The organism is Thalassovita mangrovi (assembly GCF_009857745.1).
GTDB classification, from domain to species: Bacteria; Pseudomonadota; Alphaproteobacteria; order Rhodobacterales; family Rhodobacteraceae; genus Thalassobius; species Thalassobius mangrovi.
Map to the genome: position 1 here is coordinate 45,129 of NZ_WWEN01000008.1, position 24,716 is coordinate 69,844.

Annotated in this window: 22 protein-coding genes; 11 read left to right on the forward strand and 11 right to left on the reverse strand. The window is 63.7% G+C overall.

Annotated elements, in window-relative coordinates:
* Positions 1-19: 19 nt before the first annotated feature.
* The gene (gene speB, locus GR167_RS16215; RefSeq protein ID WP_160974772.1) at positions 20-967 is read right to left on the reverse strand and encodes an agmatinase; all 948 of its coding nucleotides are present in this window, start codon (positions 965-967) and stop codon (positions 20-22) included.
* A complete protein-coding gene (locus GR167_RS16220; RefSeq protein ID WP_306419576.1) occupies positions 964-1,596 on the reverse strand; it encodes a TetR/AcrR family transcriptional regulator in 633 nt (210 codons plus the stop codon). Before GR167_RS16220 ends, speB begins: the two co-directional genes overlap by 4 nt.
* A gap of 122 nt (positions 1,597-1,718) precedes the next feature.
* On the opposite strand from GR167_RS16220, the gene GR167_RS16225 reads away from it, so the two are divergent.
* The 10 genes from GR167_RS16225 to glpD all read left to right on the forward strand — a co-directional run bounded on the left by GR167_RS16225 (position 1,719) and on the right by glpD (position 12,253).
* A complete protein-coding gene (locus tag GR167_RS16225) occupies positions 1,719-2,774 on the forward strand; it encodes a polyamine ABC transporter substrate-binding protein (RefSeq protein WP_160974773.1) in 1,056 nt (351 codons plus the stop codon).
* Entirely contained in the window at positions 2,771-3,622 is an 852-nt protein-coding gene (locus GR167_RS16230; RefSeq protein ID WP_160974774.1) for an ABC transporter permease, read from the forward strand. The genes GR167_RS16225 and GR167_RS16230 overlap by 4 nt, the downstream gene beginning before the upstream one ends.
* Entirely contained in the window at positions 3,619-4,389 is a 771-nt protein-coding gene (locus GR167_RS16235; protein ID WP_160974775.1) for an ABC transporter permease, read from the forward strand. Before GR167_RS16230 ends, GR167_RS16235 begins: the two co-directional genes overlap by 4 nt.
* Positions 4,386-5,426, forward strand: coding sequence for an ABC transporter ATP-binding protein (locus GR167_RS16240; protein WP_160974776.1), 1,041 nt, complete (start codon positions 4,386-4,388; stop codon positions 5,424-5,426). Before GR167_RS16235 ends, GR167_RS16240 begins: the two co-directional genes overlap by 4 nt.
* Positions 5,427-5,428: 2 nt before the next feature.
* Positions 5,429-6,160, forward strand: coding sequence for an MBL fold metallo-hydrolase (locus GR167_RS16245; protein ID WP_160974777.1), 732 nt, complete (start codon positions 5,429-5,431; stop codon positions 6,158-6,160).
* Positions 6,161-6,550: 390 nt separating this feature from the next.
* On the forward strand, positions 6,551-7,630 hold the full coding sequence (locus GR167_RS16250) for an extracellular solute-binding protein (protein ID WP_160974778.1): 1,080 nt from the start codon (positions 6,551-6,553) through the stop codon (positions 7,628-7,630).
* Between the two features lie 79 nt (positions 7,631-7,709).
* On the forward strand, positions 7,710-8,828 hold the full coding sequence (locus GR167_RS16255) for an ABC transporter ATP-binding protein (protein WP_160974779.1): 1,119 nt from the start codon (positions 7,710-7,712) through the stop codon (positions 8,826-8,828).
* A complete protein-coding gene (locus GR167_RS16260; protein WP_160974780.1) occupies positions 8,828-9,685 on the forward strand; it encodes an ABC transporter permease in 858 nt (285 codons plus the stop codon). The genes GR167_RS16255 and GR167_RS16260 overlap by 1 nt, the downstream gene beginning before the upstream one ends.
* A 3-nt stretch (positions 9,686-9,688) precedes the next feature.
* Positions 9,689-10,540, forward strand: a complete 852-nt coding sequence (locus tag GR167_RS16265) for an ABC transporter permease (protein ID WP_160974781.1) — start codon at positions 9,689-9,691, stop codon at positions 10,538-10,540.
* A 111-nt stretch (positions 10,541-10,651) separates the two neighbouring features.
* On the forward strand, positions 10,652-12,253 hold the full coding sequence (gene glpD, locus GR167_RS16270) for a glycerol-3-phosphate dehydrogenase (RefSeq protein ID WP_160974782.1): 1,602 nt from the start codon (positions 10,652-10,654) through the stop codon (positions 12,251-12,253).
* 15 nt (positions 12,254-12,268) lie between these two features.
* Here glpD and GR167_RS16275 read toward each other — a convergent pair whose 3' ends face one another.
* From GR167_RS16275 to GR167_RS16285, 3 genes are read right to left on the reverse strand one after another with little or no spacing between them, the layout of a single operon-like run.
* The gene (locus tag GR167_RS16275) at positions 12,269-13,381 is read right to left on the reverse strand and encodes an ABC transporter permease (protein WP_160974783.1); all 1,113 of its coding nucleotides are present in this window, start codon (positions 13,379-13,381) and stop codon (positions 12,269-12,271) included.
* Positions 13,382-13,386: 5 nt separating this feature from the next.
* Positions 13,387-16,146, reverse strand: a complete 2,760-nt coding sequence (rbbA, locus tag GR167_RS16280) for a ribosome-associated ATPase/putative transporter RbbA (RefSeq protein WP_160974784.1) — start codon at positions 16,144-16,146, stop codon at positions 13,387-13,389.
* Entirely contained in the window at positions 16,143-17,210 is a 1,068-nt protein-coding gene (locus tag GR167_RS16285) for an HlyD family secretion protein (RefSeq protein WP_160974785.1), read from the reverse strand. Before GR167_RS16285 ends, rbbA begins: the two co-directional genes overlap by 4 nt.
* Before the next feature lie 395 nt (positions 17,211-17,605).
* Here GR167_RS16285 and GR167_RS16290 point away from each other — a divergent pair, with 395 nt between their 5' ends.
* Positions 17,606-18,082 carry a MarR family winged helix-turn-helix transcriptional regulator gene (locus tag GR167_RS16290; protein WP_160974786.1) on the forward strand — a complete coding sequence of 159 codons (477 nt, stop codon included), beginning with the start codon at positions 17,606-17,608 and terminating at the stop codon, positions 18,080-18,082.
* A 119-nt stretch (positions 18,083-18,201) separates the two neighbouring features.
* Here GR167_RS16290 and GR167_RS16295 read toward each other — a convergent pair whose 3' ends face one another.
* The 6 genes from GR167_RS16295 to GR167_RS16320 form a co-directional block, all read right to left on the reverse strand.
* The gene (locus GR167_RS16295) at positions 18,202-18,951 is read right to left on the reverse strand and encodes a glycerophosphodiester phosphodiesterase family protein (protein ID WP_160974787.1); all 750 of its coding nucleotides are present in this window, start codon (positions 18,949-18,951) and stop codon (positions 18,202-18,204) included.
* A 21-nt stretch (positions 18,952-18,972) separates the two neighbouring features.
* Entirely contained in the window at positions 18,973-19,848 is an 876-nt protein-coding gene (locus GR167_RS16300) for an ABC transporter permease (protein WP_212770011.1), read from the reverse strand.
* Positions 19,849-19,858: 10 nt separating this feature from the next.
* A complete protein-coding gene (locus tag GR167_RS16305; protein ID WP_160974788.1) occupies positions 19,859-20,785 on the reverse strand; it encodes an ABC transporter permease in 927 nt (308 codons plus the stop codon).
* Positions 20,786-20,795: 10 nt separating this feature from the next.
* Entirely contained in the window at positions 20,796-21,779 is a 984-nt protein-coding gene (locus GR167_RS16310) for an ABC transporter ATP-binding protein (protein WP_160974789.1), read from the reverse strand.
* Positions 21,776-22,768: an ABC transporter ATP-binding protein gene (locus GR167_RS16315; protein ID WP_160974790.1), complete on the reverse strand. Its 993-nt coding sequence runs from the start codon at positions 22,766-22,768 to the stop codon at positions 21,776-21,778. Before GR167_RS16315 ends, GR167_RS16310 begins: the two co-directional genes overlap by 4 nt.
* Before the next feature lie 123 nt (positions 22,769-22,891).
* The gene (locus GR167_RS16320; RefSeq protein WP_160974791.1) at positions 22,892-24,532 is read right to left on the reverse strand and encodes an ABC transporter substrate-binding protein; all 1,641 of its coding nucleotides are present in this window, start codon (positions 24,530-24,532) and stop codon (positions 22,892-22,894) included.
* Positions 24,533-24,716: the final 184 nt, after the last annotated feature.

Here is a 24,716-nt window from a genome sequence, read left to right on the forward strand (position 1 = left end):
CCTAAGCCAGCCTTTTGCCTTAAGCGTGCGAAACGCCAGGTAGCACGCACAGCATTTCGAACAGCAGGTTAGCGGCAATCAGGGCGGTATTGCCGGTCGCGTCATAGGGCGGCGACACCTCAACCAGGTCGGCCCCCACCAGGTTCAGTCCGGCGCAACCGCGCACGATTTCCAGCGCCTGCCACGTGGTCAGCCCGCCCGGTTCCACTGTTCCGGTGCCCGGCGCAAAGGCGGGGTCGAGACTGTCGATGTCGTAGCTCAGGTAAACCGGCGCATCGCCGATGGTGTCGCGCACCTGTTCCATCAGCGGCACAAGCGACCGGTGCCAGCATTCTTCGGCCTGCACCACGGTCCAGCCCTTGTCGCGGCCCCAGTCGAAATCCTCGGGCGCGTAACCGGTGCCGCGCAGACCGATCTGGAACACCTTGTCGTTTTGCAGGCAGCCATCTTCCCACGCGCGGCGGAACGGGCAGCCATGGGCGACCTTTTCGCCGAACATCTCGTCGTTGATGTCGGCATGGGCGTCGATATGGATCAGCGCGACGGGACCGTGCTTTTCCTTGATCGCGCGCAGGATCGGCCAGGTCAGCGTGTGATCGCCGCCAAGCGTCAGCGGGATCGTCCCGTGGGACAGGATATCACGGTAATGATCGGTGATGATGTCGACGGATTTCTTCAGGTCGAACGTGTTGATCGGCACATCGCCGATATCCGCGACCTGCAAACTGTCGAAGGGCGCGGCGCGGGTGGCCATGTTATAGGGGCGCAGCATCCGGCTTTCGTCGCGGATCTGGCGCGGGCCTAGCCGGGTACCGGGCCGGTTCGAGGTGCCGATATCCATCGGGATGCCGACGAAACAGGCGTCCAGCCCTTCGGCGCTGTCCTGGCTGGGCAGCCGCATCATGGTGGCGGGGCCGCCGAAACGCGGCATGTCGTTGCCGCCAAGCGGTTGGTTGAAACGTGTCATGCGGCACCCCCTTTGCCGATCAGGCGGGCGAGGGGGCGGGTTTGCGCCGTGACATGGTCGAACAGGGTATCAAGTGTCATCTCGTCATCCTTCACGAATTCGATGAACATCTGGTTCAGGTTGTTGAAGATCAACTGGCCCAAAGGGGCCGGGTCAAGATCAGGCCGCACTTCGCCCCGGTCCTGCAGGGCGCGGATCATCTCGGTCACCTGTCCGGCCAGTTGCTGGTCCAGTTCGCTGTAGCGCTGGCCGTTCGGCGTGTCGGGGCTTTCGATCGACAGCGCCATGGCGGTGCGCCACATTTCCTTGGTCAGGTAGATCAGCGAATGGTCGTAATACTGATGAATCAGCGACAGGATCGCGTCATCGACGCCCCGGGGCGGGTTGGCGATGATTTCCGCGCCCGAGGCCAGAACCTCTTCGACCTCCATCGCCACCGTCGCGATCAGGATGTCGCCCTTGGTGCGGTAGTAGTTATAGACCGTTCCCACCGATACTTCGGCCATCTCGGCAAGGTCTTCGATCCGGACCGCGCGATACCCTTCTGCCCGAAATTTCGTCACCGCCGCTTCGAGAATGCGTCTTTCGCGGGCACGTTTCTGTTTGTTGCGCAATCCGGGCATCGGCATCCGCCATCCTGTTGGGGTTCGTATAAAATTATTGTTGACTACAAAAATGAATGAGTTCAACTTTTTTCTTCAAGAACCGCACTCAAAGCGGCCGACCTGTCCAACAACCGGGAGAATCCCTAATGAACCGCCTGCAGAAGATCCTTCATAGTACCACGATCCTGACCGCCGCGGCGGGTGCCGCTTCGGCGCAGGAAGAACTCAACGCGCTTGTCTGGTGCGACCATACCGACCCGGCGCTGATCGAACCGTTCGAAGCCGCCCATGGCGTCAAGGTAAACCTGCGCGAATACGAAGGCACCGGCGCGGCGCTGGCGCTGCTGGAACAATCGCGCCCCGGCGACTGGGACGTTCTGGTCATCGACGGCATCGACGTGTTCCGCGCGGTCGAGGCGGGCATCCTTGCCCCGCTGCCCACAGACCAGCTGCCGACCGGCGATTTCTTCCCCGAAGTGGTGATGGCCGACAATAACAGCGTCGATGGCGTGACCTACGCGGTGACCGAAAAATTCGGCTACAACACGATTTCCTACAATTCCAGCAAGGTCGATCCGGTCGACATGGAAAGCCTTTCCACCGCCTGGTCGGAAAAATACGACGGCCGCATTTCGATCTATGACTATTACCTGCCGGTGATGGGCATGGCGGCGATCGCCAAGGGCATCAAGACCGCCGAGATCGGGTCGGATGACCTCGCCGCGATCGGCAGCGAATTGTCCACCATGCGCTCGCACGCGGCCTCGGTCGCCGGTGTCGTCGCGGCGCAGACCGCGCTGGCCACCGGCGAGGTCGATATCGTGGTGGGCGGCGGCGAGTGGCTGACCGCGGTTCTGGCCGAAGAACAGCCCGAACTGACCTGGACCATCCCCAAGGAAGGCGCGGTTCGCTGGGCGCAATCCATCGGCGTGGTCGCCGGGACGGAAAAGCCCGACCTGGCGCTGGAGTTCGTCAAATACATCGCCAGCCCGGAAGGGCAGGCGCGTCTGGCCACCTCGTCCTGCTTCTGGGGGATGCCCGCCAACGCCAAGGCCGGTGAGGTTCTGAGCGACGATCAGAAAGCGATCCTTCGCTGGGACCAGCAGCCCGATTACCTGGCGCTGACGCAGCTTTACCCCGCGCCTGACGCCGATCTCGATATCGAGATGCAGGACCTGTGGCTGGAAACGCTGCAGCAATGACCCGGATGCGCGACCGCATAACGGGCTGGGGCTTCGTCGCCCCGGCCCTTTTGTGGACGATTGCCTTTTTCGTCGTGCCCTTCGTCGTGATGGGCGCGATGAGCCTTGCCACGATGAAGGGCAGGACCCTGATCTGGGGCTTTTCCTTTGAAAACTACGCCGAGCTGGCCGAGAAGGCCTATCTCTGGCGCGCCATCCTTGTGTCGCTGGAAATCACCCTGACCGTCACGGTGGTGTCGGTGCTGCTGGCCTATCCGCTGGCCTGGATCATCGCCTTCCGCGTGCCCGAACGCTGGCGGCGGCTGGCGCTGTTGCTGTCGATCCTGCCGTTCTGGACCTCTTACGTGGTGCGGTCCTACGCCTGGCTGTTGGTGCTGGCGCGCGAAGGCGTGGTGAACAAGGCGCTGATCGGGCTGGGGCTGATTTCCGAGCCGGTCACGCTGGCCAATACGCGCTTTGCCACCGTCACCGGCTTTGTCCATTTCTTCGTGATGCTGCTGACGCTGACGATCTATGCCAACCTGATCCAGCTGTCGCCCAATTACCGCCGCGCGGCGATGGATCTGGGCGCCAACGCGCTGCAGACCTTCCGCCACGTGATCCTGCCGCTGACCCTGCCGGGGATCGTGACCGGGGCGTTCCTGACCTTCGTGTTGTGCATCGGCGATTACGTGACGCCGCAGATCCTGGGCGGCAATACCGAACTGACGGTGCCGCAGGTGATCATGGTGCAGCTGGGCCGGAGGGCCGATTTCCCGCTCGCCTCGGCGTTGGCCATCGTGCTGATGGGGATCGTGACGCTGGCCTATCTGGCATCGGCCCGCTGGTTGAGGCTGGACCGGATATGATGCGCGCGCTGCCCTGGGCCTATCTTCTGGCCGCCTTTGTCTTCATCTACCTGCCGGTGGGCGCGCTGGTGCTGTTTTCGTTCCAGTCCGGCAGCTTGCCGGTGCCGCCCTTCAACGGCCCGTCGCTGCGCTGGTACGGCGAAATCCTGGGCGACGCCGACCTGATGGAGGCGCTTCGCAATTCGCTGTTCGTGGCCTTCGGGTCCTCCTCCGTGGCGGTGTCGCTGGGCTTTCTGGCCGCCTACGGATTGGCCCGCCATGTGCTGCCCGGGTCGGTTTTCGCCCGCGGGCTGCTGATCGCGCCGCTGACGGTCAGTTACCTGATCGTGGGGCTGGGTCTGCTGATCGTGCTGACCCGCAGCGGGCTGGGGCTGTCGCTGTGGACAGCGGGGATCGGCCACGTGGTGATCAACCTGCCGCTGGCCTTCGCGATCATCTACGCCTCGATGGGGGCGCAGCAGCAGAACGCCGAACGCGCCGCGCGCGATCTTGGCGCGAACGAGGCGCAGGTGATCGGGCTGATCACCGTGCCGATCCTGCTGCCGTCCATCGCCGCCGCCTTCTTCCTGTCGGTGACGCTGAGCTGGGACGAATTCATCATCTCCTTCCTGCTGACCCGGTTCGACGTGACCCTGCCGGTGGAAATCTGGTCGCTGCTGCGCTCGGGCCTGTCGCCGCGCCTGAACGCGATCGGCAGCCTTGTTTTCCTGATCTCGATCACCGTCGTTCTGTTCCTTGAAATCCTCGTCTTCCGGAGACGCAAATGACCGCGCCTGTCACCCTGTCCGACCTCAATCACTGGTTCGGCACCTACCACGCCTTGCGTGACGTTTCGCTGGAGATCGAGGCGGGCGAATACGTCACCCTGCTGGGGCCCTCGGGCTGCGGCAAGACCACGCTCCTGTCGGTGCTCGGCGGTTTTGTCGAACCGACCCAGGGCAAGGTGCTGATCGGCGGGCGCGATATGACCCGGGTGGCCCCGGCGAAACGTCCCACTACGACGATGTTCCAGGACTACGCGCTGTTCCCGCATATGAGCCTGCGCGACAATGTTGCCTTCGGGCTGCGCATGGCCGGGGCAGGGCGGAAGGAACGCCATGCCCGGGCCGAGGCGATGCTGGACCTGGTGGGGCTGCGCGCCGAGGCGGGCAAGCGTCCGCACGAACTGTCGGGCGGCCAGCGCCAGCGCGTCGCGCTGGCCCGGGCATTGGCGGTGGAACCCGATGTTCTGCTGCTTGATGAGCCGCTGGGCGCGCTGGACCTGAAGCTGCGCCGCGCCATGCAGGACGAATTGAAGGCGATCCAGCGGCAGGTCGGCACCACCTTCGTCCACGTCACCCACGATCAGGAAGAAGCGATGGCAATCGCCGACCGGATCGTGGTGATGAATGCGGGCCGGATCGAAGACCACGGCGCGCCCGCGCGGATCTACAACGAACCGGCGACCCTGTTCGCCGCCGATTTCATGGGCGAGATGAACCATATCCCCGGCCGCATCACCTCCCAAGGCATCGAAACCGCGTTCGGCCTGCTGCCGGTTGCCGCCGGGGGGAGTGGCGAAGCGACCGTCTGCCTGCGGCCCGAGGCGATGGAGACCGGGCAGGGGGGCGTGACGCTCGGCCCGGCGCGGGTCCGCGATGCGGCCTTTTTCGGCACCCATTGCCGGGCGCATCTGGTGCCAGACGCCGCGCCGGACATGGTGCTGATCGCGCATCTGCCCGCCGGGGCCTTGCCCACGGCGGGTGAAACCCTGACACTGTCGGCGAAGCCCGGGGATTTCTTGGTCTTCCCGAAGGAGGCCTGAGAATGGAGCGCGCCCGCCCCGAAGACTGGTACAGGGTTCAGCGGCTGGGCGACGATGTCACTCTGATCGACGAACCCTTCATTCAGCCGTTCTACCGCTGCAACATGTGGCATGTGCGTGGGCGCGACCGGGACATGCTGGTGGACAGCGGCATGGGCGTTGTGTCGCTGCGCCAATGGGTGCCGCTGGTGACCGAGCGCAAGTTGACGGCCGTCGCCAGCCATACCCATTTCGACCATATCGGTTGCCATCACGAATTCGACGACCGCGCGGTGCATTGCGCCGAGGCCGATATCCTGGCCGATCCGACCCGGGCGGCAACGCTGGCCGATCCTTACGTCACCGACGAGATTTTCGATAAACTGCCGCCGTCCCCCTATCTGTCTCAGGACTACTCGGTGAAGGCCGCCGGGGCGACCCGTCTGCTGGAGGATGGCGACGTGATCGACCTGGGCGACCGGCATTTCGAGGTGATCCACACGCCGGGCCATTCCCCGGGCGGCATCGCCCTGTGGGAGGCGGCGACGGGGATCCTGTTTTCCGGCGATATCGTTTACGACGGCGAGTTGATCGAAGACACCTATCACGCCGATGCCGCGGATTATTACCGCTCGATGGTGCGGCTTTACGATTTGCCGGTGCGCCTGGTCCATGGCGGCCATTTCCCGAGCTACGATGCCGAGCGCCACCGGAAGATCATCCGTTCCTGGCTGGATGCGCGGGAGGCGAGCTGAGATCGTGGCGCCCGCGTTATCCGGCTTGGATCAATCCCTGTCCCGCTCTTGACCCCGCAAGCAATTGTTGCCCGTACATGACAGGCTGACGCCCCCCAAGACACGCCGCGGGCGTTTTGGGTATAGAGCTTGGGGCTGCTCAAGCAGGGCCGGGCGGTTTTTTCACGCGCCCCTGCAAGCGGCATCGGGGCAAGTGCTGCGTCACCGGGCAGGTGTTCCCGGTTCCCTCGCGGCAACCGCGCGGATCATGATGTTACACAATTGACATAGAAATCTGTCACCGGTTTAATTTGACTGGTTGGTCAATATCATTCGTAAGTCTTTGCGGTGTTTTTGGATTTGAATTTTCACAAGCCTGAAACAACGCAGGTAAATCACTTGGAGGTAACTATGAAATCCGTATTCCAGAGGGCGGCAACGCTTCTCTCCACTGCCAGTGTCGCCGCAATCGGCTTTGCCGGCATCGCAAATGCAGACACGCTGCGCCTGCTGACCTGGGGCGGTTATGCGCCCGAAGACGTGGTCGCGATGTTCGAGAAGGAAACCGGCCACACCGTCGAAGTGACCCTGTCCAATAACGAGGAAATGATCGCCAAGCTGCGCGCCACCCGTGGCGGCGGTTTCGACCTTGCCCAGCCCAGCCAGGACCGCATCGCCGGCCCGCAGGCGGAATTCGGCATCTACAAGCCGATCGACCTGAGCAAGATCGACGCCGGTCAGTTCATCGGTTCGATGCTGGAAGCGACCAAGACGAACACCACCGTCGACGGCGAAGTCTACGGCGTGCCGCATGTCTGGGGCACCTCGGGTCTGGTCGTCGATACCGCCAAGGCCGCCGGTGTGAAGGATTACACCGACCTGTGTAACGCCGACGCCGCGGGCAAGGTGTCCTATCGCCTGAAGCGCCCGACCCTGATCGGGTTCGGCTATGCCATGGGTCTGGACCCGTTCGCCGCCTATGGTGACGAAGCCGCCTATAAGGACATCATCGACCAGGTCGAAGCCAAGCTGATCGACTGCAAACCCAACGTCAAAACCTACTGGGGCGGCGGTGACGAACTGATGGGCCTGCTGCGTTCGGGCGAAGTCGTTGCCTCGATGGCCTGGGATACCGGCGGCTGGAAGCTGAACGCCGACAACCCCGACATCACCTTCGTGGCACCGGCCTCCGGCGCCCTGGGCTGGATCGACACTTTCGTTCTGCCCGCCAAGGGCAAGTCGGATGCCGCCGCCTATGACTGGATCAACTTCGTGATGCGTCCGGAAATCGCCGCCAAGATCACTGACGCGGCGGGCAACTTCACCGCTTCGAAGGGCGCGGACGAATTCGTTTCGGCCGACCTGAAAGCCCGCTACCAGGCGAGCTTCCCGCCCGAAGCCGTGGACAACATCAAGTGGTATCCGCCGGTTCCCGCCGGTCTGGAAATGATCGAAGGCGCCGCGCTTGACCGCGTGAAAGCCGCCAACTGATCCGTCCGTTTCCACGTTAACCACCAACGATCACCCCCGGACCTCAGGTTCGGGGGTGAGCAATTTGATCGAGTTTTGCATGACGCTCCAAGATCTTGAAATTCAGAATCTGACCAAGACATTCGACGCCTTCACTGCGGTGGACAATGTGTCCTTCTCGGTTCCCGCCGGGTCCTTCTTTTCCATTTTGGGCCCGTCGGGCTGCGGCAAGACCACCATCATGCGGATGGTTGCGGGCTTCATCGACCCGACTTCGGGGGATATCCGGATCAAGGGCCGTTCGGTGCTGGACGTGCCGCCCAACAAGCGCCCGGTGAACATGGTGTTTCAGCATCTGGCGCTGTTCCCGATGATGAATATCGCCGACAACATCGGCTACGGGTTGCGCCGCAAGGGCATCGCGCAGGACGAAATCACCCGCAAGGTGGGCGAGGTCCTGGAACGGATCGGCCTGCCGGGGATCGGCCAGCGCAAGGTCAACGAATTGTCGGGCGGCCAGAAACAGCGTGTGGCGATCGCCCGCTGCATGGTTCTGGAACCCGACGTTCTGCTGCTGGACGAACCGCTGGGCGCGCTGGACCTGAAGCTGCGCGAGCATATGAAGATCGAGCTCAAGTCGCTGCAGGCCGAGTTCGACACCACCTTTGTCTATATCACCCACGACCAGTCCGAAGCGCTGGTCATGTCCGACCAGATCGCCGTTATGAACAACGGGCGGTTCGAACAGGTCGGCACCGGGCAGGACCTTTATTACCGCCCCGAAACCGCCTTCGTCGCGGGCTTCGTGGGCGACAGCAACCGCTGGCGGGGCAAGGTGACCCGCGCCGAAGGTGGACAGCTGCAGATCACCACCGAGGCCGGGCTGACGATGACCGGCAGCGACCAGGGTCGCGGCCTGTCTGTCGGCGCCGCCGCTGATATCTATGTCCGGCCCGAAGCGATCCGCGTCGGCCGGAGCGCCGACGAACTGTCGCAATTCGAAAACACCATGCGCGGCACCGTGTCGTCGATCCTGTTCAACGGGGCGGCCAGCCGGTTGATCGTCAGGGCCGAAAACGGCCAGGAGATCGAGGCGACCCTGCCGCAATCGGGCGAATTTTCCGGTATCAGCCGGGGCGACGCGCTGCATCTGGGATGGTCGGGCGAACAGGCCAACGCCTTCGCCGCGTCGGACGATTTCACGAAGGTGTTTGAGTGATGCGCGCTGGATCGAAACTCGGATTTATCCTGCTGTTCTCGCCGCTGATCCTGTGGCTGGGGCTGCTGATCATCATCCCGCATATCGACATGTTCCTGATCTCGATCCGCGAACGTGTCGGCGTGGGCAAATACGACACCAGCCTTGCCAACTACCTGACGTTTTTCCGCGAACCGCTTTACATGCTGACCTTCGCGCGCACCGCGCTGATGTCGGTTCTGGCCACCGCCCTGACCCTGGTGATCGGGTTCCCGGTCGCCTTCTACATCGCCAAGATCGCCAAGGGACGTCTGCAATCGGCGCTGTTCCTGCTGTGCCTGGTGCCGTTCTGGGTGTCGGAACTGGTGCGGACCTTCGGCTGGATGATCCTGCTGCGCGAAACCGGCGTGTTTTCCAGCCTGCTGCAATGGGCCGGTTTGGCCGATCAGCCGGTCGAGATGCTGTATAACGACGTCTCCATGATGGTGGGGCTGGTCTATACCTCGATGCTGTTCATGGTGGTGCCGCTGATCACCACGATGGAAAGCCTCGACGACAGCGTGATCGAGGCCGGGTACGACCTTGGCGGCAACGGCATTTCGGTGATGCGCGAAATCGTCATCCCGCACGCGATGCCGGGCATCGTGTCGGGATCGATCGTGGTGTTCATGCTGTCGCTGGGCAATTACCTGACCCCCACCATGCTGGGCGGCAAGGACAGCCTGTGGTTCACCGAGCTGATCTATTCGCAGTTCATCGTACGCTTCAACTGGGAACTGGGCGCGGCCTTCGGCTTCATGCTGCTGCTGCTGTCTTCGATCATTGTCTGGGGCACGCTGAAACTGTCCGGCCAGACGCTTGAAAAGACGATGGGGTAACAGATGATCCCGACAATCCGCCAACCCCGCCTTGTCCGCTATGGCTACCGCGCCTACGTGGCGCTGTTCTTCCTCTATCTGGCGCTGCCTCTCGTGGTGGTGTCGGTGTTCGCCTTCAACAACAGCCAGTTTCCATCGCTGCCGTGGGAAGGCGGCACGCTGGCCTGGTTCTTCGGCAGCGAACGCCCGATGATCGGCGTGTTCCATGAACGGCCCATCCTGCGGGCGCTTGGCAATTCGGCCTTCATCGCGTTCTTCGTGTCGCTGATGGCCGTGGCCCTGGGGGCGACCAACGCCTTCCTGTTCAACCGCTACGATTTCCGGATGAAAAGCTTCTTCTACATGCTGATGCTGCTGCCGCTGGTCATCCCGGGTATCGTGCTGGGCATTTCCATCCTCGTCTTCTCCTCGACCGCGGCCAACGGGATCGAGGAAACGATCGGCTGGGATATCGAAGCTTTGCGTCCCGGTCTGCCGCTGGTCATCCTGGGGCAGTTTTCCTTCGTGACCACGATCGTGACACTGGTGATTTCCGCGCGGTTGCACAAGTTCGACCGGTCCTTGGAAGAGGCCGCGCTGAACCTCGGGGCAAGCCACCTGACCGCGGTGCGCACGGTGACGCTGCCCTTCCTGCTGCCGGCGCTGATCGGCGGGTTCGTGGTGGCCTTCCTGATGAGCTTCGAGAACTTCAACACGACCCTGATGCTGGTCGGGTCGGACGCGCCGCTGACCATCGCGATGTTCGACCGGATGAAAGAGGGTTCGACCCCGCTGCTGAACGCGGTGTCGCTGTTGCTGATGATCGGATCGTCGGCCCTGGCGCTGATGATGATCGCGCTGCAACGCAAGGAGTGACTTCGTTCCCGCCCGCCGGAGGCCCCCCTCAGGCGGGCGCTGGAAGGCGCGGGCGTCACGAATTCGGTGGCGGCCTGGCCCCTTTGAGGCGGGCGAGGAAAGGATAACAGGATGGAAAACGGCAATTCTGGCGATCACGCCGTCGATCTGTTCGTCATTGGCGGCGGCATCAACGGCTGCGGCATCGCGCGGGATGCGGCAGGGCGGGGGCTTTCCGTCACGCTGGCCGAAATGGGCGATCTGGCGCAGGCCACGTCTTCGTCCTCGACCAAGCTGTTTCATGGCGGGCTGCGTTACCTGGAATATTTCGAATTCCGGCTGGTGCGCGAGGCGCTGACCGAACGCGAGGTGCTGCTGCGCGCGATGCCGCATATCAGCTGGCCGATGCGCTTCGTGCTGCCCTATCACCGCGACATGCGGTTCGAGGCGGATACGCCGACATCGCGGCTTCTTGGCGTCTTCATGCCCTGGATGAAGGGGCGCCGCCCGGCCTGGCTGATCCGGCTGGGGCTGTTCCTGTATGACCACCTGGGCGGGCGCAAGATTCTGCCCGGTACGCGGACGGTCGACCTGACGCGGGATCCGGCCGGGTCGGTGCTGAAGGACAAGTTCCACAAGGCCTATGAATATTCCGACTGCTGGGTGGAGGATTCCCGGCTTGTCGTGCTGAACGCCCGCGATGCCGAAGCACATGGCGCGCGCATCATGACGCGGAGCAGGGTCGTGTCGGCCGTGGTCGAAGACGGGCTGTGGACGGTGCAGGTCGAAGACGCCGACAGCGGCGAAACGCGCGCGATCCGGGCCAAGATGCTGGTCAACGCGGCGGGGCCCTGGGTGGGCAAGGTGATCCGCGACACCGTGCATCTGGACAACGGCGCGGGGGTCCGGCTGGTGCGCGGCAGCCATATCGTGACGCGCCGCCTGTTCGATCACGACAAATGCTATTTCTTCCAGGGCACCGATGGCCGGATCATCTTCGCCATTCCCTATGAAACCGATTTCACCCTGATCGGCACCACCGATGCGGATCACGACGATCCCGACCGGTCGCCGGTCTGTACCGAGGCAGAACAGGACTACCTGATTTCCTTCGCCTCCGAATATTTCAAGACGCCGTTGTCGCGCGACGACGTGGTCTGGACCTATTCCGGCGTGCGGCCGCTTTACGATGACGGGGCCAGTTCGGCCACGGCGGCGACGCGCGATTACGTGCTCAAGCTTGACGAAAGCACCGGCGCCCCGGTGCTGAACGTGTTTGGCGGCAAGATCACCACCTATCGCCGGCTGGCGGAATCCGCGCTGGAAAAGATCGGCCCGTTCTTCCCCGGTACCGGCGGGCGCTGGACCGGGGGCGCGGCGCTGCCTGGCGGGGATTTCCCGGTGGATGGGGTGGACCGCCTGATCGCGGAGCTGCGGGCGGCCTATCCCTTCCTTGACGCGTTCTGGGCGCGGCGGCTGGTCCGGGCCTATGGCACCGAGGCGGCCGAGGTGCTGGGCGACGCGGGCAGCGCGGCCGATCTTGGCCGCGACTTCGGCGCGACCCTGACCGAACGCGAAGTCCGTTGGCTGATGGATCGAGAATATGCGGTCCGGGCCGAAGACGTGGTCTGGCGCCGCTCCAAGCTTGGCCTGCGGATGAGCGCCGAGCAGATCGCGGCGCTGGACGACTGGATGCAGGACGCCCGGAGCAACGGACAGGCCGCGGGGGAATAGGACCGCGAGGCGCTGCTAGCGCAGAAATGCCCGGAAACGGCCGAGCGCGAACCAGAAAAGCGTCATGCCGATGACGGTGAGCGCCAGAAACTGCGGCCAGACCACATCGAACCCGGCCCCCCGGAAAAGGATGCCTTGCGAGAGCAGGATGTAATGGGTGTTGGGCACGAAAAGCATGATGTCCTGGACCAGTTGGGGCATGCTTTCGCGCGGGGTCATGCCCCCCGACAGCATCTGGATCGGCAGCAGAACGAGCATGAGAAGAAGCCCGAAGCGCGGCATCGACCCGGCGACCGTCGCAAGGAAAATGCCCATGGATGTCATCGCAAAGATCATCAGCGCCGACCCCGCCAGGAAGAGCGGCAGTGATCCGAGGATCGGCACGTCAAGAAACTGCTGGATCACCACGACGAGCGCGAAAGCCGAGCCGGCGAAGACCACCAGCCCCATCGACCAGATCTTGGACAGCATGATCTCGGTCGCGCTGACCGGCATGACCAGCAGATGTTCGACCGTGCCGTGTTCCTTTTCGCGGATGAGAGCGGCGCCGGTGAGGACGAGCGACAGGATGGTGATGGACTGGATCACGCTGTTGATCGCGCCGAACCAGCTGGGATCGAGCGACGGGTTATAGCGTGCGCGCATCGCCAGATCGACCTGTAGGCTGGGTGCAGAGCGGTAATGCGCCACGAATTCGGACACTTCGCTGGTGACGATCTGCTGAATATAGCCGCTGCCGGTAAAGGCCTGCGTGGTGCGTGTCGCATCGATATTGAACTGAATGGCGGGGACCCGCCCGGCCAGAACGTCACGTTCGAAATCCGGCGGAATGTCGAGAGCGAACGTATCCATCCCGGCATCCATGCGGGTATCCATCTCGTCTATCGAGATCACGTTCGGCGCTACGAAATAGGGCGGGTAGAAGGCCGAGGTGATGCGCGAGGAGAGATGCGACTGATCCTCGTCCACGATCGAGATCGCCGCATTGGCAAGCGCGTCGGGCACTGACGTGGCCGAGGTGTATATCAGGTGCGAGAACGAATAGACGATCAGGAAGACCATGATCGGATCGCGCACCAGTCCCCGCAGTTCCTTGATCCCCAGGCGAAAGATATTTCGGATGTTCATCCCGTTCACCTAGCCTGTTTCCTGAGAAGAAGAGTCGCGAGCCCGAGCACCACCGGGATGGCGAGCGCGATCATGGTCATTGCTTGCGAAAGATCCTCAAAACCGAGCCCCTTGGAGAAGGTGCCGCGGGCCACGGTGATGAACCATGAGGTCGGATAGATTTCACCCACGATCCTGCCAGCGCCCGACAGCGCGGAGACCGGATCGATCAGGCCGGAATATTGCACGCCCGGGATCATGGTCAGCATTGCCGTGGCGAAAAGTGCCGTGATCTGGCTGGAGATGAAGACCGAAATGAACAGCCCGATTGCCGTCGTCGCGATCACGTAAAGGATGGCCGAAAGCGTCAGCGCGGCAAAGCTTCCCGTGAAGGGAACGCCGAAGATCGTCAGGGCCATGAAGGTCATCAGAAGGAAATTCACAAACGCAAGCGCGACATAGGCCAGTTGTTTTCCAAGCAGGAATTCGAACCGGGTGGCCGGCGTGACATAGAGGTTGATGATCGACCCGAGTTCCTTTTCCCGCACCACGCTGAGCGCGGCGAGGATCGCCGGGATCATCAGCAGCAGCAGGGGGATGACCGCCGGGACGATGGCGATGATGCTCTGGAGATCGGGGTTGTAGCGAAAGCGGGTGACAAGTTCGAAATTGCCGGCGATCGCGGCATCGCCATAGGCTTCGCGCGCCTTGCGCTGAAGCCAGTCCGCGTGCATCCCCTGGACATAGCCGCTGACCGTATTGGCGGTCAGGGGATTGCCGCCGTCGATCCAGGCGCCGATTTCCACCGTTTCGCCCCGCGCCACCCGGCGCGCGAAACCGGGCGGGATTTCGAGGGCGAGGCCAAGTTCGCCCGCGCGCATTCGTGCATCCATTTCGGCATGGCTTTCGAGCGGCGGTTGCTCGATGAAATAGCGAGACCCGGCGATATCCTGAATATAGTCGCGGCTCATCGAGGTCTTGTCGCGGTCAAGTGCCGCGAAGGTGAGGTCCTCGACATCCATGCTGACGCCGTAACCGTTCACGAACATCAGCAGGACCGAACCGATGAGCGCCGTGAAGAGGCGGATCGGATCACGCCGCAGCTGCAGGGATTCGAGCCGAAAGAAACTGTATAACCGGCGCAGGCTGAAGGTGCTTTGCGCGCCGTCCGGGAACCGGCGGCGCCCCGGCTGCGGGGCAGGTTCGGGGGCGGGCGGGGGCGTTTCTTCCTCCGGCGTCCCGATCGCCTCCTCCAGGTACGCGATGAAGGCTTCTTCCAGGGTTTCGGCGTTTTTCGAGGCCTTGATCGCTTCGGCGGAATCGCTGACCAGGACGTCCCCGGCATGCATGAGCGAGATCCGGTCGCAAAGTTCGGCTTCGTTCATGAAATGGGTCGACACGAAAATCGTCACCCCGTCGCGGCGTGACAGTTCCCCCAGGAGCTTCCAGAACCCGTCGCGCGCCACCGGATCGACGCCCGAGGTCGGTTCATCGAGGATCAGAATCTCGGGCCCGTGGATCAGCGCGACCGCCAGCGAGAGGCGCTGGCGGATGCCCAGAGGCAGGGCCGAGGGCAGGCTGTCTATATCCGCGGCCAGGTCGAAGCGGGTGACCATGTCCTCGACGCGGCCTGGTATTTCTTCTTCGTCGATGCCGAAGAGGCGGGCGTGCAGGATGAGATTCTGCCGCACCGTCAGTTCGGTATAGAGCGAGAAGGACTGGCTCATGAAGCCCACGCGGCGCCGCGTGGCCATGTCGCGCGCATCGACCTCATGGCCGAAAAGCTGGGCCTTGCCATTGCTCGGTTCCAGCAGCCCGGTCAGCATCTTCATCGTGGTCGTCTTGCCGCAACCGTTGGACCCGAGGAAGCCGAAAATTTCGCCCTTGCGGATGCGGAAGCTGACGGAATCGACCGCGGTGAAATCGCCGAACAGCTTGGTCAGGTCTTCGGCTTCGATCGCGATCTTGTCATGTGCGCCTTGCAGCGGCGGGATCGAAACCTTCTCGTATCCGCGCCGGTCGTCCTCGGGCAGCAGCACGATGAACGCCTCGTCCAGCGTCCCGGTCCCGGTGCGTTGCAGCAATTCGGCGGGCGTTCCGGTATCAAGCACCCGCCCGTCATTCATCGCCACCAGCCAGTCGAAGCGCGCGGCTTCTTCCATGTAGGCGGTGGACACGATCACGCTCATCCCCGGCCGGTCCGCGCGGATCTTTTCGATCAGTTCCCAGAACTGGCGCCGCGACAGCGGGTCTACCCCGGTTGTCGGTTCGTCGAGGATCAGGAAATCCGGATCGTGGATCAGGGCGCAACACAGGCCGAGCTTCTGCTTCATCCCGCCCGACAGCTTGGCGACGGGCCGGTCGCGGAAGGGCGACATGCCGGTTGCGGCCAGCAGGGCGTCGATCCGTTTTTCGCGCTCGGCCAGGTCATGGCCGAAGAGCCGCCCGAAAAAGTCGAGATTTTCGAACACCGACAGGGTCGGGTAGAGGTTCTTGCCCAGCCCCTGCGGCATATAGGCGATGCGCGAACAGACCCGGCGGCGATGCGCGGCGTCACGCATGTCGCCGCCAAGCACATGCACCTCGCCCTCCTGGATCACACGCGATCCCGCCAAAAGAGCCAGGAGGCTCGACTTGCCGACCCCGTCCGGCCCGATCAGGCCGAGCATCTTGCCGGCGGGGAGGGCAAGCGATATGTCCCGCAGCGCCACGGTCTTGCCATAGCGCAGGCCGAGCGACGAGACCTCGGCAATGGTGTCGCGCCCTGTATCCGCCTGCTGTGTCATTTCACGATTTCGGAAAGAAAGGCCGGCCACTCAACCTCGGGATCGATGCGCAGATAGGCCATGCCGGGAAGGCCGGTTTTGACATATTCGATATAGGTTTGCAGAAGTGCGGGATCGACGCGCGCGCGCACTCGGAACATCAACTTTTCGCGCTCCTCGACCGTTTCCACGGTCTTGGGGGTGAATTGCGCCACGTCGGCCACATAGGAAACCGTCGCCGGAACGGCCATGTCCGGCAGGGTGTCCATCACGATCCGGACCTCCTGACCGACCTGGACCCGTCCGGCCTGCGGCGTGGGCAGGAAGAAGGTCATATAGACGTCGGCCAGATCCACCAGGTTGAGAATCCGCGATCCGGCGCCCACGACTTCGCCTTCCTGCGCGATGCGATACTGCACCCGCCCATCCCGCGGCGATCGCAACGTCGCATCGTCGATCGAGGACTGGATCGCCTCGATAGCGGCCTGTGCCGCCTCGACGGCGGCTTCGGCATCGACCACCTGCGCTTTGGCCGATCCGACGCCGGCGGTGGCCGCGGCCTGTGACGCCTCGGCCGAGGCGAGCCCCGCCTTCGCCTGCAGGTCGGTGGCAAGATCATCGTCGAGAACCTGCTGCGAAATGACATTGGTCTGTTTCAGCTGTTTCGACCTGGCAAGGCGGCTCGCGGCGGCATCGGCCGCAGCGCGAGCCTGATCGACCAATGCGGCGGCGGCACGTTCCTGCGCCTCGGCCTGCGCGACCAGCGCCTTCGCCGTCTCGATCCCGATCTGCGCGCGTTTCAGCTGCGCCTCGGCCTGGCGTTTCTGCGCCGTGAGCAGGGTGATATCCATCTGGACGAGAACATCGCCCGCCTTCACGAAATCGCCTTCCTGCGGCAGGATTTCGGAGATACGGCCGCCGGCGAGTGCGGAAATATCGATCTCGGTGGCTTCGATGCGCCCGTTGCCATAAGCGATCCCTTCGGCAACATCCGATGTCCCAATCCGGCCCCAGAGGAAATACCCCGCGGCGGCGATGGCAATCGCAAGGCCGATCAGGCCCCATTTCTTGTTGTTATCCCTCATAGTCCTGCCTTTTTCGGTGCGCTCTGATCAGATTGGCTTGAATGAAATGCGTTTTCCGCGAGATGTCCCAAGGTTTCCGGATACCTGCCTTGCTAGGTTTCCGTTGTCTCATTTCTAAGTCAACGGGTGAGAGTATGAACTTTTTCTCGTTTATCGCGATTGGGCATTCAATGTCGTTCCTGCATTCCGTTACAGCACCAGATCCCAAATACGAATTGGCGCGATCGGGGTGGTGCTGGCCGAAAAAAACCCTTTCCCGGAAGACGCCCCGGGGGCTTCGGAAACCTGCTTGGAAGGGAGGGATTTCGATCGGGTGTCGAGTGCGATATCTTGCATGCAGGATTGGGCTCATTTGCCTTCTCGATGAAGTATCTTGATGATGGAGATATAATTCCGTGAAAAACCTGTCAAGTTCCGGCGGGGCGACGGATGAAACGGATATCGCCACCGCGTTGCGCCGCTTTGCGAATTGGGCGGAACGGGCGTCTTCTTACGCGGCGAAGCGCCTGGATCTGCACGTGACCGACCTGAACCTGGTCGGGCTGCTGTTGGACCGTCCGCAGGGCATGAGCCCGCGCGAAATCATCGAACATCTCAGCCTGACATCCGGTGCCGCAACTGCGCTGATCGACCGGCTTGAAAAGGCCGGCTATGTGCGGCGCGTGCCCAATCCGAAGGACCGCCGGAGCGTCCTGATCCAGCTGATACCGGAGGCCGCCGAAGCCCCGATTGCCTTCTACAAGGCCCGGCAGGACTATTATCGCAATATCACCGCCAATTTTTCGCCCGAAGAGCTGTCGGTGGTGATCCGGTTCCTCAGCGAAGTCATCTGGATAGAACCAGAAGGCATCGTGAGCACGGACGAAAAGTGACTGCCCGGCGGATTCGGGAAACGCAGGGCGCTGAAGCAGGTCTCCACGCTGTTTGAGGCAGGTTTTGGAAAGGCTGTCCCATCAGACTGGCCTGCGCCAGCGGTCCATTTTTCGACCCGTCACGCCCGTTGCGCTGCCCGCTCGGCCCGCAGCGCCAGGGCCAGGTCGGGGCGGTCGGTGGTCAGATGGCCGATCCCCCGGGCCAGCCAGTCGCGCATCAGATCGGGGTCGTTGACGGTCCAGGCGCAGAGCCGGTCTTTCGGCCAGAGCCCCGTCACCTGATCGAACACCTCGGCGAAATAATCGTGCCGCAGCGCGACGATATCGGCGAGATCCGCCGCTTCGGCGAAGAACGCATCGACCCCGCCGCATTTGTCCACCCAAAGGGCGTCGGCGGAGACCAGCAGCGGGATGTCGGGGCTGTGGTCTCGGCAGGCTTTCAGGATGGAAATGTCGAACGAGGTCAGATGCGAGCGCCCGGCGACGCCATGCGCCCTGAGCCGCTCGGCCACCTGCGCATCGAGCCCGGGATAGGGGCGGCCTGCGCCGTCCACCTTGATTTCGACATGTAGCCCGAGATTCGCCGGGGCGAGTACCTCAAGCACCTCGTCGAGGGTCGGAATGGTGTCGCTGCTGTCCTTCAACCGCGTGGCCGCCCGCTCATCGGGCAACAGGGCCGCGACTTCGCCGGTGCCCTCGGTGGTGCGTTCCAGCGTCGGGTCGTGGATCACCACCAGTTCCCCGGCGCGGGTCAGGTGCACGTCGAATTCGATCGAGTCGCATCCGAGCCTGGCCGCTTCGCGAAAGCCGGTCAGGGAATTTTCGGGCCAGAGATTGCGGGCGCCGCGATGGCCTGTGATCGCTGTCATGGGGATTTCCTTCTCATACGGTCAGCGGATGGTCGGGTCGAGCTTGTCGCGCAGCCAGTCGCCGACCAGCGAGATCGACAAGGTGGTCAGCATGATCACCGCGGCGGGGGCCAGCATGATCCACGGCGCCGTGGTCAGGTATTCGCGCCCGAAACCGACCATGTTGCCAAGGCTGGTGTCGGGCGGCTGCACCCCCAGCCCGAGGAAGGACAGGCCGGATTCCATCAGGATGATTTCCGGGAAGGTCAGGGTCATCGACACGATCAGGGTCGAGGCGACATTGGGCAGGATATGCTTGAGATAGACCCGGCGCGGCGTCGCGCCCAGCTGCACCACGGCGGCGGCATAACCCTGCGCGCCCGCCGAAATCGCCAGGCCGCGGGCGATCCGGGCATAGCGTTCCCAGCCGTAAAACCCCATCAGCCCGACCAGCAGCATCATCGAGGACCCGAAAAAGGCCAGCACGGCCAGCGACATGATCAGGAACGGCAGGGCGGCCTGGAAATCCGCCAGCATGACGACGAAATGTTCCACAGCGCCGCGAAACTGCGCCGCCAGGAAGCCAAGCGTGGTGCCGAACACCGCGGAAATGATCGTGGCCCCGAATGCGATGACCAGGGAAACGCGGACCGACTGGATTAGCCGCGACAGCACATCGCGGCCCAATTCGTCGGTGCCCAGCCAGTGACCGGAGGTGCCCGGCGGCGACAGCCGGGCCATCAGGTCCATCCGGGTGATGTCATAGGGCCGCAGCACGTCGGCGAAGATCGCGATCAGCACCATCAGGGCGAGCCAGGCCATGCCGAAGAACACGGCACCAGGGATGGTCCTGAACCGTCTGAGCAGGGCCGCGGGACGCGAGGCTGCGGCTGTTTCGGGGGCGGTTGCAAGGGTCATGACAGGGTCCTCAATGCGCGGGCTGGCTGCGCAGGCGCGGGTCGAGCAGCCCGTAAAGCAGGTCGACGGTCAGGTTGGAAACGACCATCACGGCGGCAATCAGCAGCAGGATGCACTGCACCACCGCCAGGTCGCGGTTCGAGACGGAAACGATCAGCAGGCGTCCGATGCCGGGCCAGGAGAAGATCGTTTCAACCACCACGGCCCCGGCGATCAGCGATCCGACCATGAAGCCCACGATGGTGACGATTGGCACGGCGGCGTTGGGCAGGGCATGGCCGCGCACCACGTCGCGCCACTTGACGCCCTTGGCCGAGGCGGTGCGGATATAGGGCTGGCCCATCACCTCGATCATCGCCGAGCGCGAGAACCGGGCCAGCAGCCCGATGCCGCCGACCGAGATGGTGATCGCGGGCAGGATCGCGTGCTGCCATGTGCCGAAGCCGCCCGAGGGCAGGGCGTGCCAGTGGATCGAAAAGATCAGCACCAGCACCAGCCCCATGACGAAGGACGGCACCGTGAAGCCCAGGATCGCCAGGACGATCACGCCACGGTCGATGGTGCTGTCACGGTGAAGCGCCGCGTAGACCCCGGCGGGGATGCCGATGCCCAGCTTCAGCAGCAGCGCCGGGATGGTCAGCATCAGCGTCGCGGGCACCCGTTCCAGCACCAGGTCGAGCGCCGGCGCGCCGCCGCGCATCGACAGCCCGAAATCGCCGGTCAGAATGGCCCCGAGATAGGCGAGGTATTGCTGCCACAGCGGCTTGTCGAGGCCCCAGTCGGCGCGGAAATCGTCGATGATGTTCTGCGGCACATCGGGGCCCAGCAGCACCTGTGCCGGATCGCCCGACAGGCGCAAGACGAGGAAGGCGAAGGTCATTACGGCCAGCACCGTCATCACGGCGCGCAACAGGCGGAGGGAAACGAAACGGATCATGGGAAACCTCTCAGGCCACCTGGGTGGCGGTTGCGTCCGTGACCAGATGACAGGCGGCGGTGCGGCCTTCTCCGGTCGCGTGCAATTCCGGAATGACGCCGCGACAGATGTCGCTGGCCATGTGACAGCGGGGATGGAAGGCGCAGCCGGACGGGCGTTTCGCCGGGTTCGGCGGCTCGCCCTGCAGGATCACCCGCCCGTCGAGCCGCTTGCCCGGTTCGGGAACCGAGGACACCAGCGCCTGCGTGTAGGGGTGGCGGGGATTGGCGAAAAGTTCCTCCGAGGGGCCTTCTTCGACGATCCGGCCCAGATACATCACCGCGACCCGGTCGCACAGATTGCGGACCACTTTCAGGTCATGGCTGATGAACACCATGCCAAGGCCGGTCTGCTGCTGCAGCGTGCGCAACAGGTTCACCACCTGCGCCTGGATCGACACGTCCAGCGCCGAAACCGGTTCGTCGCAGACCAGCATGTCGGGATCGCTGGCCAGCGCCCGGGCGATGACCACCCGCTGACGCTGACCGCCGGACAATTCATGCGGGTAGCGATCGGCCTGATCGGGGCGCAGCCCGACGGCCTCCATCAGGTCCTGCACCCGCGCCGCGCGGGTGTCTTCGGTGCCGATCTTGTGGATGTCCAGCGGTTCGCGAATCTGCGTGGCGATGGTCAGGCGCCGGTCGAGAGCGGCCAGCGGATCCTGATGGACCATCTGCATCCGCGCCCGCAGGCCACGCCAGTCGGCGCTGCCGGTGGCGGGCATCGGTTGTCCGTCGAAGCACACGCTGCCGCCCTGGGCCGGATCGACGCCCAGCAGCATCCGCCCGAGGGTCGATTTGCCCGACCCGCTTTCGCCGACGATGCCCAGGGTTTCGCCCTGCGCCAGCCGCAGGCTGACGCCATCGACGGCGCGCACCGGTTGGGCCTTGCCGAACAGGCCGCTGCGGCCGCTGTAGATACGGACCAGATCGTCCGCTTCGAGAAGAAAGCTCATGATGTCACCTGTTCCGGGGCGGCCTTGTGCTGGCGGGCTTCCGGCAGGGGATAGGCGCAGGCCAGGGCCCGGCCGTCCTGCTGCGGCAGAAGGTCGGGCCGGTCGTTGTGGCAGAAGTCGCGGGCATGGCTGCAACGCGGGGCAAAGGCACAGCCGGCCGGCAGATTGCGCGGATCGGGCACGGTACCGGGAATGGGCGTCAGCGGCGCGCGCGGGCCGTCAAGCCGCGGGATCGCATCGAACAGCCCGCGGGTATAGGGGTGGCGCGGACAGGAAAACAGCTGCTCCACCGGGCCCTGTTCGACGATCCGCCCGGCATACATCACGCAGACCCGTTCGCAGACCTGCGCCACCGCGCCGAGGTCATGGCTGATGAAGACCGTGGCCATCTGCATTTCCGCGCGCAGCCGGGCGAGAAGATCGAGAATCTGCGCCTGGATCGTCGCGTCGAGCGCCGTTGTCGGCTCATCCGCGATCAACAGGTCCGGTTCCCCGGCAAGGGCCATCGCGATCATGATACGCTGGCATTGCCCGCCGGAGAATTCATGCGGGTACAGGTTGAACCGGTTTTTCGCGTCCGGGATGCCGACCAGGTCCATCAGGCGCAGGGCTTCCTTGCGGGCGGCATCGCCGCGCAGGTCCCGGTGCAGTTTCAGGGCCTCCATCATCTGGCGCCCGACCCGGATCACCGGGTTCAGCGCGCTGGACGGGTCCTGGAAGATCATCGCGATCCGCCCGCCGCGGATGTTTTCCAGACTGGGGCGGGGGGCGTCGACCAGTTCGGCCTGTCCCAGGGTGACCGATCCGGTGACCGTCGCCTTCGACGGCAACAGCCCGAGAGCGGCCAGCCAGGTGACCGATTTCCCGCAGCCGCTTTCGCCCACGAGGCCAAGCGCCTCGCCGGGGGCGACCTGCAGGTTGACCCCATGCAGCACTGGCACGCCGTCGAAGGCAACGCTCAGATCGCGGATTTCGACAAGATTGCCCATTGGTTATCCTCTCTGTTCCGATCCGCCGCTCCTGCTTCGGCCGAACCGCTGTCCTGCCGCGCGCGGCGACGAAAGCGAACCCCGGCAGGCTTGGCCTGCCGGGGTGACGCGTGATGCGCGGGTTTAGCCGTTATGCGGCCAGTTCGAGGCGCGGAAGTCCATCGCGAAGGCCGGTGCAGCCTTCCAGTTCAGATCGGAACGCATGCCGGTGAAGACCGCGTTCTGGTGCAGGACCTGGTAGGCCGGATCTTCGCGTTCGGCGATTTCCAGCATCCGGGCGATGGCTTTCTTGCGCTTGGCGCGGTCGGTCGAGGTTTCCATCACCACCGACAGTTCGTTGAGTTCGGCGTTGGACCAGTCCTTCTTCTGCTGGACCTCGCCGTTCGGGCCGAACTGGACGACCATCGGGGTGATCGGGTCGTTGATCGTGTTGGAAGCCGACCAGTCGCGCACACCCTTGATGCCGGCCGGATCGTGGATCTGGCCCCAGTTTTCCTTCATCTCGATTTCGACGTTCAGGCCGATCTGTTTCCACATCTCGACCATGATCTGACCGTTCGAGGTCTGGTTGGTGTAGTAGTTGTTGAGCAGGCGGAAGGGGATCGCATCGCCCTTGTAGCCGGCCTGTTTCAGCAGGTCGCGGGCCAGCTGCGGATTGTATTCCGGAACTGCCCAGCCTTCGATGAACATGTCCGAGCTGCGGAAGCTTTCGAATTGCAGACCGGCGGGGATGTTGGTCATCCCCCCCCACAGCGCCTGGACGATGGCCTGGCGGTCGATGGCGTGGGTCATGGCGCGGCGAACCAGCGGATCGGCGAGGATTTCGTTCTGCGTGTTGAAGACGGACAGGCGGTGGTTCCAGATGGTGGAATTCTGCACTTCGAACCCGTCGGTTTTCTGCACGTTGCCGATCTGATCCGGCGGCAGGTCGCAGGCGAAATCGTATTCGCCGGACAGCAGGCCGTTCACCCGGCTGGCCACTTCGGGCACTTCGACGAAGGTGATGCGCTCGAGCGGCGGGCGGCCGCCCCAGTAATCGTCAAAGGCCACCAGCGTCAGCGACACGTCGGGGCGATAGTCTTCGACCATGTAGGGGCCGGTGGTGATCGGCTTGGCGGCCCAGTCCGCATAGGTGGCGGCTTCGTCCCAGGCGCGGCGGTTCAGGATCTGGCTGCCGCCTGCGTAAAGCCGGCCTTCCAGGGTCACGTCCGGCGTCGCGTTGTGGAAACGCACGGTGTATTTGTCGACGATTTCGACACCGGCGAGCGACGGCCATTTGCGGCGGCCGATGCCGGGCACGTTGGCGGGGATGTCCTTGGCGGTTTCCGGCTTGAAATTCTCGGCGAAGATGGTCTTGCCGCCGGCCGGTTCGGTGTTGCCGAACACACGTTCTTGCGAGAAGGAGAAGGCCACGTCCTCGGCGGTCATTTCATCGCCGTTGTGGAATTTCACGCCCGGGCGCAGTTTCAGTTCCAGCGTCTTGTCGTCGATGCGGTGCCATTCGGTGGCCAGACCCGGAACCGGACCCTGATCGCCCATCCAGTCGCGCAGGATCAGGCCTTCCCACAGGTTCGGGTACAGCACGCGTTCGCCGACGTTGGACTGTTCGTTCCACGGGTCGAGCGTGTTGTTGTTGGTGATTTTCTGCACCGCGATGGTGATCGAAGGGCGCTGCGTCTGAGCGCGCAGATAGCCGGGCAGGATGAGGCTGCCGGCAGTGGCGCCCATCAGTCCAAGCGCGTGACGTCGGTTGAGGGTAATCATATCTCTGTCTCCTGAATAACCGGGCTTCGGAAGGGCCCGCATGGAATGACGCGGGATGGCGGCGCGGGACTGCCATCGGCAGGGCAGAGAAGAGCCGGCGTATGTGACAGTTGCGAGACGCTGAAGTTAAGGTTTCGAGAAATTTGGAGTAATACTCCATTTCAGCTCCATGCGATGGAGTATT